Origin of the sequence: Pseudoalteromonas sp. PB2-1, from assembly GCF_045040605.1 — a bacterium.
Lineage (GTDB): Bacteria > Pseudomonadota > Gammaproteobacteria > Enterobacterales > Alteromonadaceae > Pseudoalteromonas > Pseudoalteromonas arabiensis.
The window spans coordinates 70001-81467 of record NZ_CP090667.1 but is presented as its reverse complement, the minus strand read 5'-3'; the positions used below and the strand labels follow the sequence as shown (position 1 = coordinate 81467).

13 protein-coding genes and 2 rRNA genes (1 of these 15 only partly in view) are annotated in these 11467 nt (G+C 43.2%); 5 read left to right on the top strand and 10 right to left on the bottom strand.

The genetic code is table 11. The features are described from left to right. The first annotated feature begins 2 nt into the window (after positions 1 to 2). The 5 genes from L0Z67_RS00405 to L0Z67_RS00385 all read left to right on the top strand — a co-directional run bounded on the left by L0Z67_RS00405 (position 3) and on the right by L0Z67_RS00385 (position 3104). The gene (locus L0Z67_RS00405; protein ID WP_054554610.1) at positions 3 to 197 is read left to right on the top strand and encodes a hypothetical protein; all 195 of its coding nucleotides are present in this window, start codon (positions 3 to 5) and stop codon (positions 195 to 197) included. A 106-nt stretch (positions 198 to 303) separates the two neighbouring features. After that, positions 304 to 669 (top strand): hypothetical protein, encoded by a 366-nt coding sequence (locus L0Z67_RS00400; RefSeq protein WP_405128340.1) that lies wholly within the window; start codon positions 304 to 306, stop codon positions 667 to 669. Between the two features lie 8 nt (positions 670 to 677). Then, positions 678 to 2054 carry a class II fumarate hydratase gene (locus tag L0Z67_RS00395; protein ID WP_405128339.1) on the top strand — a complete coding sequence of 459 codons (1377 nt, stop codon included), beginning with the start codon at positions 678 to 680 and terminating at the stop codon, positions 2052 to 2054. A 149-nt stretch (positions 2055 to 2203) separates the two neighbouring features. Then, positions 2204 to 2692, top strand: a complete 489-nt coding sequence (locus L0Z67_RS00390) for a hypothetical protein (RefSeq protein ID WP_062569429.1) — start codon at positions 2204 to 2206, stop codon at positions 2690 to 2692. A 13-nt stretch (positions 2693 to 2705) separates the two neighbouring features. Then, complete coding sequence (locus L0Z67_RS00385; RefSeq protein ID WP_062569428.1) at positions 2706 to 3104, top strand: hypothetical protein; 399 nt, start codon at positions 2706 to 2708, stop codon at positions 3102 to 3104. Here L0Z67_RS00385 and L0Z67_RS00380 read toward each other — a convergent pair. The 10 genes from L0Z67_RS00380 to L0Z67_RS00335 all read right to left on the bottom strand — a co-directional run. Continuing rightward, positions 3097 to 3282, bottom strand: a complete 186-nt coding sequence (locus L0Z67_RS00380) for a hypothetical protein (RefSeq protein ID WP_062569427.1) — start codon at positions 3280 to 3282, stop codon at positions 3097 to 3099. The two genes, L0Z67_RS00385 and L0Z67_RS00380, sit on opposite strands and share 8 nt — an antisense overlap. A gap of 65 nt (positions 3283 to 3347) precedes the next feature. Then, positions 3348 to 3665 (bottom strand): hypothetical protein, encoded by a 318-nt coding sequence (locus tag L0Z67_RS00375; protein ID WP_062569426.1) that lies wholly within the window; start codon positions 3663 to 3665, stop codon positions 3348 to 3350. Beyond that, positions 3662 to 4300, bottom strand: coding sequence for a hypothetical protein (locus tag L0Z67_RS00370; protein WP_062569425.1), 639 nt, complete (start codon positions 4298 to 4300; stop codon positions 3662 to 3664). Before L0Z67_RS00370 ends, L0Z67_RS00375 begins: the two co-directional genes overlap by 4 nt. A 71-nt stretch (positions 4301 to 4371) precedes the next feature. Beyond that, entirely contained in the window at positions 4372 to 5064 is a 693-nt protein-coding gene (locus L0Z67_RS00365) for a PspA/IM30 family protein (protein WP_062569424.1), read from the bottom strand. A 24-nt stretch (positions 5065 to 5088) separates the two neighbouring features. Continuing rightward, entirely contained in the window at positions 5089 to 5502 is a 414-nt protein-coding gene (locus L0Z67_RS00360; protein WP_062569423.1) for a YjfI family protein, read from the bottom strand. A gap of 79 nt (positions 5503 to 5581) precedes the next feature. Further along, positions 5582 to 7234 carry a polyamine aminopropyltransferase gene (locus tag L0Z67_RS00355; RefSeq protein ID WP_405128699.1) on the bottom strand — a complete coding sequence of 551 codons (1653 nt, stop codon included), beginning with the start codon at positions 7232 to 7234 and terminating at the stop codon, positions 5582 to 5584. Positions 7235 to 7307: 73 nt separating this feature from the next. Then, on the bottom strand, positions 7308 to 8207 hold the full coding sequence (locus L0Z67_RS00350; RefSeq protein WP_237114659.1) for a DUF350 domain-containing protein: 900 nt from the start codon (positions 8205 to 8207) through the stop codon (positions 7308 to 7310). Positions 8208 to 8237: 30 nt separating this feature from the next. Next, on the bottom strand, positions 8238 to 9170 hold the full coding sequence (locus L0Z67_RS00345; RefSeq protein WP_193988082.1) for a CHAD domain-containing protein: 933 nt from the start codon (positions 9168 to 9170) through the stop codon (positions 8238 to 8240). 446 nt (positions 9171 to 9616) lie between these two features. Continuing rightward, positions 9617 to 9731, bottom strand: a 5S ribosomal RNA gene (rrf, locus tag L0Z67_RS00340). Between the two features lie 121 nt (positions 9732 to 9852). Next, a 23S ribosomal RNA gene (locus L0Z67_RS00335) occupies positions 9853 to 11467 on the bottom strand; it runs 1270 nt beyond the window's last position.

Genomic DNA, 11467 nt, shown 5'->3' with positions numbered 1-11467 from the left:
TTATGTATATTTCACCCTACACCGCTGTGGATGCAGCACTTGCCGCCAGTGAGCGAGCAGAAAGCGAAAAAGCCGCCTTAACAAGTTGTGACGACAGAGCAACTGTAATCGACCTTCTTTCTCAATGTAATAAAGAAAATGTACAGGCGCCGAAAAAACATGAAACAGACCAGATTTTTATTCTTGGCTACAATTAAACCAAAACAGTTAATCACTTCAAGCTTTATAACTCTACATAAAACTTGCACTAAAACCGATTAACTGTAATGATAACAATTATCATTACAGTTAATCGGTTTTTCTATGCGCTCTCACAATGCTATGCTCCATTATCAATGGCAAATGAAATGTGTTTGCCAAAGACCTGGGTTACACGCCCCAGCACTTGTTGCTAACTATGTTGAAGCGGGCTTAAACGTTGCACGCTATTACGAAAAGCACCACAATTTTATTTTACAAGAGCTTTATTTAAGGCGTACTTTTCATGAGCTACTTGAAAAAATATGTGATTCATTAATACATAATGCAATTCGTAAACAATGTTTAGCTCAACTTTACAAGCCGCAACTTGCACTAAAGCGTTACTACAAAACTCATAACTGTATTGAAAAGTATTTCAGTTTGGAGCGAGAAGCGTACCTTCTCAGCCAAGAATTTAACCCGATTTAGGAGTGTTTATGAGCCAATTTAGAACCGAATCAGATAGCATGGGTGAGTTACAAGTCCCTACCAATGCCTTGTATCAAGCTCAAACGCAACGCGCTATCAACAATTTTCAAATTAGTGGCTTAGCCATGCCTAAGCAATTTATCACCGCCCTCGCTTATATAAAACAAGCTGCTGCGCAAAGTAATGCAGCATTAGGCCATTTAAGCCAAAGCAAAGCTAAAGCCATTGAGCAAGCATGCCAAGCGATTATCGACGGTAAACATTTTTCAGAGTTTCCTGTTGATGTATTCCAAACTGGTTCTGGTACCAGCTCGAATATGAATGCCAATGAAGTAATTGCCACCCTAGCCAGTAAATTAGCAGACGAAACTATTCATCCTAATGACGATGTGAATATGGGACAAAGCTCAAATGATGTGATCCCTACGGCTATTGCAGTAAGTAGCGCCATTAATATCATTTATGAACTGTTTCCTAAACTCGATAAGCTCAGTCAAAGCCTACAAAATAAACAAGCCGAAGTGGGCCATATTGTGAAAACCGGCCGCACACACTTAATGGATGCTATGCCTGTGAGTTTTGCCCAAACACTCGCTGCATGGCAGCTACAAGTGGATCATGCAATGGCTGGCATTCGCCAAGCACTCGAACGAGTTTGTGAACTTGCGCAAGGTGGTACAGCCGTTGGTACCGGCATTAATGCCGACCCAGCCTTTGCCAGTGAATTTTGTCAGCATTTAAGTGAGAATGTAGGAATTCGCTTTAGCCCTAGCAAAAACTTTTTTTATAACATTGGTTCACAAGACGCCATCGTTGCGTTATCAGGCCAGCTCAAGGTCTTAGCAGTAGCACAAATGAAAATAGCCAATGACTTACGCTGGATGAACTCAGGCCCACTTGCAGGTCTGGGTGAAATTGAGCTTGAAGCCTTACAGCCAGGTTCTTCAATTATGCCAGGTAAAGTAAACCCTGTGATCCCAGAAGCTGCGGCTATGGTCAGCGCACAAGTAATTGGTAATGATGCCACCATAACGGTAGCTGGCCAAGCGGGTAACTTTGAGCTCAATGTGATGCTACCTGTGATTGCCTTAAATATTCTGCAAAGTATCGAACTGCTTGCCAATAGCAGTGAAGCTCTTGCAGACAAAGCGATTGCCAGCTTTACAGTAAACCAAAGCAATGTTGATAAAGCTCTCGCAAAAAACCCTATTCTGGTTACCGCGCTCAATCCGGTGATCGGCTATAGCAAAGCAGCAAAAATTGCCAAATTAGCTTACCAAGAGGGCCGTCCAATTATTGATGTTGCTGCAGAGCATACTGATATTTCGCGCGAAGAACTGAGCGAGTTACTTAACCCTGCCAAACTAACCCAAGGTGGTTTGTAATAACTACTTATTGTGGAGCGGTATAAAACTTTCATCTTACTGTAGCTCTGTAAATACAGAGCTACTTACTGAAAGCTAACGTTTTTATTGCCCCACTTTGAGCAATGTGTATGATAGTGAGTACTTATTCAACGATTTTTAGGTATGTTATGCGCTATCCTCTATTGGCTATTTTATTTCCTGTTTTACTCACTGCCTGCTCGGATGCAGTCATTAATGAGCAAGCCGAAACTACAAGCAATCGCAATAAAGTTATTGATACTCAAAAAACCGTTGAAGTAAAAAAATCAGCTGTTGATGTTAACAAAATTGCGCCAGACCAAGCCACGATTAAGTCTACACATGAACAACTAAATCAACTTATTGATGACCCTCGCTGTGATAACAGCAGCCAATGTAAAGTATTACCTGTTGGTAGCCGAGCCTGTGGTGGCCCTAGTAGCTTTATTGTTTATTCGACCAAAACAGCTGACACAGCGGAAGTTGAAAAACTTGCAAAAGACATCACAGCCCTTGAAAAACGATTTAACGCCGTGAACGACATGATGAGTATTTGTCAGCATTTAACCACGCCCAGTACGCAGTGTTCTAATAACACTTGTGTTAAAATCGATGGCTCTGCGCAAAGTGTGTACTAAGGAATAAGCAATAATGGTTCGTTCAACGTTAAAAAAACTTTTCATTACTACTGGTATATTTGCGGTAATAGCATTAACAGGTTGTGAAACAACAACATCAAGCAATTCTAGTAAGGTTGATTTAAGCGATTTAAATGAACAATTGAACGAGTTAGCGAGCAACAATAGCTGTACAGCAACTTTCCAGTGCAAGGTATTAGAAGTTGGAGAGCGAGCATGTGGAGGGCCAAGCCGCTACGTTGTTTATTCAACCTTAAACACAGCGCAAGAACAGGCTGAGCAACTTGCCGAACGAATTACAATGGCAGAAAAAGACGCTGAACAGTCTTTAACTGTGAATGATTGCTCGCCTGTATTGCCTGTACAGTCGCTGTGTATTTCACAGCACTGCCAAGCCATCGAGATTAAGTAAATAATGCAATAAGGCCGGATATTATCACCACACTGATGATGCAAATACCGGCCTTATAAATGTATTTTATGTGCATCGTGTTATGCACCCAGTAAGCGTAAATGTAACGTACAAAGTAACTTGCCGCGGTGCCAAATAATGCAAAAATAACTAAATAAGCAAGTAAAATAATATCCACAGTTATGCCACTTCGTTAAAACATCTTTTCTCAGTGTAAGGGCTTAAAGAAGTAAAGGCAAAACCTTAGCTTTTTTTACTGTGTGCAATCAGTAACTCAGCAACTTGTTGTTTCACTGCGCGCTTATCATCAGCAGCAACTCCAAACCGCTCTGCTAATAAGGCAATCTCTTCATCATTTAAGTTAAACGATAAACGCTGTCTGGTTTTTTTCGATTTAACATCCAGTTCCAAAATCTTACGGATCATATCTGATGGGGTAAGCTCTTGGTCAATGGCTTGTTTTTTTATTGATTTTTGCACTTCAGAGCTTAAATCAAACGCCATTTGCGTGGCTCTAACTGCTTGCTCCTGACGCTGCCACTTGGCTTTTGCATCACTCACTTGGCATCCCCAGGAAATAAATCAACAATATCACTTATGGGTCTGGTTAACGTCAGTGATACTTCTGTTTCACCCCCTTCCCAAACCTCAATATTTAAACCATGTGATTCATCGTCTGAGCTTAAACAGATCATTTCACACGGCTCTCCGCCTTCGTCTTCATAACGAGGTAAAGGCTTATTGCGGTAGTCCTTATTATGGAAATAACATACATAAGGTGCTTCTGTTTGTTTGTAGCTTGATGCTAAAAAGTGACTAAAACGCTCTGGGCTATTTTGCACATTAATTGCCGTTAATTCGTCTTCATCAAAAATACGAGCGAACTCATCAAGAGTAAAAATCTCATCAACATCATCGCGTTGAATTTTAATCGCAAAGTTTGCCCATTGCTCACCATCATCAGACTCAATTTGCAAAAACACCACTTGGCCTGACTCGCTTTCAAGTACCAACTCGTATTCTGCACTACGTTGATATTGATAAGTTTGTACATCAACAACACGTAATGTTTGCCCCTTTAGCCAGCTCGGATAAGCAAATGAATCTATGACGCTTAACATATCACCAACTTGCAATTGGCTAGGCTCAGTGAGTTGACGCTCCGGTGTTTTTTTAGATTTGAAAAAGTTAAACATTGGCTGACTCCTTGTTGAAGCAAAAAAGGTAACCCAGTGCATGGGTTACCTTTTGTCTTTCCGTTAACTGATTAGCTATTTTGTTTTGCTTTAATACGCGCCAAAATATCTGCGCTTTTAGGGTTGGTATCACCAATGCCCGCTTCAGCCATTTTCGCTTTTAAATCATCGCCGTTAGTATCTGCTTCTAATTGCTTAGCCGCACCTAACTGGTCTTGACGGTCTTGTTGACGCTGCTTAATACGCTCTAATGACTCACGTGCAGATGTCATTGATGAACTATTTGTATTAAGTGTGCTGTTTACAGCCATCGTTGCCTGTTGCACGCTTTCAGTCGTTTTAACCATTGTTAATTGGCGCTGATTTTCTTTAATCGACTTTTCCGCATCTTTAACTTGTTGCTTTAGTTGCACGATGTGGTTACTAAAGCCAGCTAACACTTCTTCGTTTTCAGCTTTCTCAGCTTCAAAATCACCAATTTTTTCCGCGATTTCTAATGCTAACGCTTCGTTACCTTTTTCAAGTGCTTGACCTGCATACGCTTCGTGCTCTGCAATTGATGCGTCTAATGCGCTAATTTTACGCTTTGTTTGCATCTCTTTTGCCATTACTTCAGTCAGGCTTTTCTTAGCGCGTTGTAGGGCATTTTGTGCATCAGCAATTTCTTGTTCAAAAATACGGATACCGTTTGCATCAACAATTGCTTGCCCTGCTTCACGAGCGCCACCACGCACAGCTGTAAATAGTTTCTTTAAAATACTCATAATCTTAACTCCAGAAATTGCTAATTAATCGTTTAAATAAATGGTCACGGCTTCAAGTGCATCAATCGCATTGTCTGCCAGTGTTACCAACTCATGGGTAATATCATCAAACGATGAATTAACCGATAGTGCGCCAAAAATAGCGTATTTATCATCAATTTTTGCAAATGCGCTCAATGGAATTGGTACATTTAAACGTAGTAACGTTTCGTTTAACTCATTACGCATATCTGCTTGCACTTCGTTTTCGGCAAACAGGTAGCTAATACATAGTAATTGCTCTTCTGTTTGAGTAACAAAGATAGGTAACTCATCATTCCCATCGACGATAACTTGTAACACATCTTGCTCACCAGGGTTGGCAATCAAGAAAGACTCAAAGCTCACACCTTCGGTTTCAAAAGACGCTAATTTGATTGATAGTTCATTTAATTCCATGTCTCACCTTTTACGTTTTGACATATTATGTCTTGAGTTAAGATTTGCACAGTTGACATATTATGTCAACTGTAAAATATCAATTTTTATACAATTCAGTTTCAACTTGCCATGCTTGGCGGTAATAATCATACAAGATCCCAGAACCTAATCTATTGACTTCAATCGTATTTATTTGTTCAAAATAATGATTCGGAAACACAAAAGAAGCCAATAAATATTCTTTGCTTACCCAACGAGATGGCACGAGTAATTCGTTAGTTTCACGAATTCGTTGGCTTGCTGATTTACCGGCCGTCGTCGCGATTGTCCAACCCCACTGACCAAATGAAGGGATATTTTGTTGGTATTGCTCAACATAACCAAAGCCTGCGGCTTTCATTGTTTTAGCGATACTCAAAAAGGCTTTCTTTGCATGATAAGGCGATGTTGATTGCACGGCCACAGCCCCATCAGACGCGAGCAACTGACGCACATGATTATAAAAATAGTCACTGTACATCTTGTTGAGATCGGGGTGATTAGGGTCTGGTAAATCAATTAAAATAGTGTCAAAACGCTCACCTTTTGCCAGCATAGCTTCGACTTCTAAAAAGGCATCAGCAGTGCGTATTTCAGCGCGAGGATCACTCATAGAGTGATTATTAAGGGTTGTTAAGCGTGTTCTGATCTTTTCTGGCGCATCATAGTCGCCCACATCATTACCAAATAAGTTTAACAGTTGACCATCTAAATCAACCAAGGTGACATGCTTTACTGGCCACTTCAAAACATCACGCAATGCAAGCCCGTCACCACCACCGATGATCAATACGCGGTCGTGACGATTTGAGGCGAGCATTGCAGGATAGACAAGCATTGAATGATAAATTTGTTCATCCACACTTGAGAACTGTAAACGACCATTGAGATAAAGGTCGGTAATTGCATTCGGCTGATTACGGCTCAAACGCTCGGTTAACACCAAGTGCTGATACTTAGTAGCTTGCGAGTAAATGACTTTATCTTTATATAAAACATTACTGAGGTTTTTCATCCAGCTTGTGCCAAGTACAAGCACAAATGCAAAAAACACCAACAACAGGACATGGCAAACTAACAGTAGCTTAGCAAAACGAACATGTTGATGATAGCGCCATAAAAATACCAGACCGGCAATAATATTAAACAATGCCGTCCAAGCCGCAGCTTGCATAATTGGCATCGCGAGCATGATGCTCACCCAAATCGCAGCACCAACACCAGCACCGATATAATCCGCCCCGTAGATGGTGCCTGCATTATTTTCTAAAAAGCGGCCATATACTTGCTGGCGAATACGCGCAATCAGCGGGATCTCCATACCGATTAATAGCCCAAGTAATAGACCAAACACATAAGGTAAGAAACGTGACCATTCTTGTAGCTTCTCGAATACATAACCATTGAGTACTGTGTCCGCCGGCAGGTTAAAAATTTCGGAGAAGATATGCGGCAATGAATAACTCACAGCGATAATGCTAGCAATCGCTAAAATACAGCCCATGCCAACCAAAGCAATAAGACTCTCCAGCCAAGCAAAAGCAGTAAATGCATCTTTAAACCAGCGAGCTAAAAATGCACCTATCCCCATTGCCACAATCATGGTGCCGATCATAGCATAAATAGCGCTCTCAACTGAACCTAACACTCGGCCTGCGTAATGAGAGAGAAGGTATTCATAAATAAGGCCGCACCCAGCGAGTACGGCCATCACAGTAATTAATAAAAAATCATGCCCAAGCAGATTCGCTCTACTTGGGGCGGTAGTTGTAGTAGACACTTAATTAGGCACCTAATAAGGTTGCCATGGTCGAACCAACCGCAAATGAAACCGCTGCAGAGATAGCAGCTACACCCACGTTCTTCTGGCGATTTACTTCATCTGAAATATCACAACCAGATAAGATGATTTTAATAGTCACTAAATGCAGTAAAATGAAGGCAACTAAACTCACTGCTGCGCTCAATGCCCAGTAACCTAAACTAGCTACAATGTTGTCAGCCGCATAAGGAGCAATACCCGAAGCAGCGGTCAATGCCAGTGCACTACCTACTAAAAAGCCAGCATAACGAATACCCACCGCTAAGTTGCCGTCAATAACCGCTTGTTGTAGGCAATCACCACTGCGATTAGTACGCTTGAATAACTGCACTCGATATTGGCTGATCAGTAGCATCGCAATGCTGCCAATTGCAAAGGCCGCGATCACGATTGGAATACCATGCCAGCCTTCGGTCGCCACCCAAAATAAGGCTGAACGAATAACGATAGCCACACTCACTACATGGCCAAAATCAATGAGTGCAGCCGTTGCATTGCCTTTTACAATTTCATCATGCAAGCTAACTTTGCGAAGCGCCACTTTATCTTGGAAGAAATGACCTAGCTTAATAAGCACAATCGCCATCACCCCATAACCTAACATTTGCAATGCTTCTTGTTGTAAGCTTGGGGCAAATGCGCCACTACTGACACCGCTAAGAACAATCGCAAGTGCCACAAGGCCTGCGGCAAAGCTAATACCAAATGCAAAGTTATCACGCTCAGTAATTTCATCATTGGCGTGTAAATTAGACACCCAACCTTTAATAAATTTTAAGCTTACAAATAAAGCGATAATGATTGCAAAGTCGATCGCTATAGCTTGCAACGACCAAGTTGTTATTCCATTAAATTCATACATGTGTTGTAACTCCGGTGGTTATTCTTTTCACTACTTACCGCGGCTAATGCCACGTGATGTTCTGCTCGAGCTGTTACGTAATGACCCAGAGCTTTTACTGTAACTACTGCTAGAAGCATAGCTACTACGTGTGCGTGGCGGTGTATAACTGCTACGGCTTAACCCTGAAGCGCCACTGCGCTTAGTGGCATATGGGCTAGTGAATTGTTTACCTTGGCGTTGGTAAGACTGACGAGTACGCGTCTCAACCGTTTGTTGTGCCTTAATCTGTTTTGGACTCGAGTAACGGTAACGACCGTAGTCATTGTAATAACTGTATTTTCTGTGCCGGCTCCAGCGACCATATTCAACTCGGTCAAATACATCACCTAACATACGGTACATACCATACCAAACCCAAAAGCTGGTGCCGCTACTATTTGTTTGCCATTGACCATAGTTAGGGTTACCCACTAATTGATTACCGACACTTTCACCTTCAGCTGCTCCGCTAATTGCCCCAACGCGAGCAAGTGTGCCATTCGACATATCTGCAAGCATATTGATGGGATCAGTGAGTGCATCTTGAAATAATGACGGTTTTGCTGCATCACGAATTAAATCAAGTTGATGGAGCGTATCTTCATAAGGGGGAATTAAGTGTGTAGACTTTACGTCGGCTAAGCGCTGTGTAAGGCCTGAGTAGATAGCACCTTCACGAGTCGCATCAAGGCTAATTACACGGGCGATCTCAGACAGTTGCGGTTGTTGCTCAGCTAAAACCTTTCCGTATTGCTTTAGTATTGTCGCATTGCGAAGTGAGCCATTATCAAGCGCAGTACCTAACTGGCTCAACTCGACTTCAGCTTTTTCTATAGATTGTTGAATTGTTTGTTTTAACTGCTCTTCTTTAGACTGACAGCCCATAAGCAAGCTTATCAAACAAAACAGGCTTATAAGTTTCCAAGCTTTAATTTGAGACATTCATGTCACCTGATTGAGGTTTAAAAATCCCAAATAGTTTTACATAGCTCAGGTACTAAACCAAGATTAAAATTGCAACAAAGAGTAAATATAGTGGAAATTCGTTAGGTTGTAGAGTGAGTGATAATCAAATATACAATCACGCCTACGCTTTGGCATTTTGATAGTAAGTAGCAGCAGGTTTGTCCTGCGCCATGGGGTGTCTGTTCGCGGATAAAGCGTGATGTAAAATCGCGCCACATACGAAAAAAACCCGTTGCATTGCTGCAACGGGTTTCTCTAATTAGGAGCCATGGTGCGCTACGCAGTAGGATGTCCTACTTTCACATGGCGAATGCCACACTACGCCTACAAGGATAGAAGTAGTAGGGTCTTGGTTGGGTGTTTTATTTTTCTACAGGCAACAAAAAACCCGACTCTTTCGAATCGGGTTTCTCTAATTAGGAGCCTGGCGATGTCCTACTTTCACATGGCAAATGCCACACTATCATCGGCGCTGTTTCGTTTCACTACTGAGTTCGGCATGGGGTCAGGTGGGTCCAAAACGCTATTGTCACCAAGCGTATTCTGTTTGTTAATCACCTTAGCAATTAACTAAAATTCGGAAATCTGATAATCGTAAATCTACTTTAGTATACTAACTTCTGTCTGTTACGCTGCCACAAAACGCGTTTGGCGTTGTATGGTTAAGCCTCACGGGTAATTAGTACAGGTTAGCTTAATGGCTCACACCACTTCCACACCCTGCCTATCAACGTTGTAGTCTTCAACGGCCCTTCAGAGACTTTAAAAGTCTAGTGAGAACTCATCTCGAGGCCTGCTTCGCGCTTAGATGCTTTCAGCGCTTATCAGTTCCGAACGTAGCTACCGGGCAGTGCCATTGGCATGACAACCCGAACACCAGCGGTTCGTTCACTCCGGTCCTCTCGTACTAGGAGCAACCCCTCTCAATTCTCAAACGCCCACGGCAGATAGGGACCGAACTGTCTCACGACGTTCTAAACCCAGCTCGCGTACCACTTTAAATGGCGAACAGCCATACCCTTGGGACCGACTTCAGCCCCAGGATGTGATGAGCCGACATCGAGGTGCCAAACACCGCCGTCGATATGAACTCTTGGGCGGTATCAGCCTGTTATCCCCGGAGTACCTTTTATCCGTTGAGCGATGGCCCTTCCATTCAGAACCACCGGATCACTATGACCTACTTTCGTACCTGCTCGACGTGTCTGTCTCGCAGTTAAGCTGGCTTCTACCATTACACTAACCGTACGATGTCCGACCGTACTTAGCCAACCTTCGTGCTCCTCCGTTACTCTTTGGGAGGAGACCGCCCCAGTCAAACTACCCACCAGGCACTGTCCGTAATCCCGATCAGGGACCAACGTTAGAACATCAAAACTACAAGGGTGGTATTTCAAGGACGGCTCCACAAAGACTAGCGTCTCTGCTTCAAAGCCTCCCACCTATCCTACACATGTAGGTTCAATGTTCAGTGCCAAGCTGTAGTAAAGGTTCACGGGGTCTTTCCGTCTAGCCGCGGGTACACAGCATCTTCACTGCGATTTCAATTTCACTGAGTCTCGGGTGGAGACAGCGTGGCCATGGTTACACCATTCGTGCAGGTCGGAACTTACCCGACAAGGAATTTCGCTACCTTAGGACCGTTATAGTTACGGCCGCCGTTTACCGGGGCTTCGATCAAGAGCTTCGTCCGAAAACTAACCCCATCAATTAACCTTCCGGCACCGGGCAGGTGTCACACCGTATACGTCATCTTGCGATTTTGCACAGTGCTGTGTTTTTAATAAACAGTCCCAGCCACCTGGTCACTGCGGCTCCCGTCCGCTTAGAGAGCAAGTCTCATCACAGATAGGAGCGTACCTTCTCCCGAAGTTACGGTACGATTTTGCCTAGTTCCTTCACCCGAGTTCTCTCAAGCGCCTTAGTATTCTCTACCTGACCACCTGTGTCGGTTTGGGGTACGATTCGGTATAATCTGAAGCTTAGAGGCTTTTCCTGGAAGTATGGCATCAACAACTTCACACCCTTGGGTGCTCGTCTCGTGTCTCAGTCTTAAGAGTCCGGATTTTCCTAAACTCTCAACCTACTCACTTTCACATGGACAACCAACGCCATGCTTGTTTAGCCTGCTCCGTCCCCCCATCGCAATTATACCAAGTACGGGAATATTAACCCGTTTCCCATCGACTACGCCTTTCGGCCTCGCCTTAGGGGTCGACTTACCCTACCCTGATTAACATGGGATAGGAACCCTTGGTCTTCCGGCGTGCGGG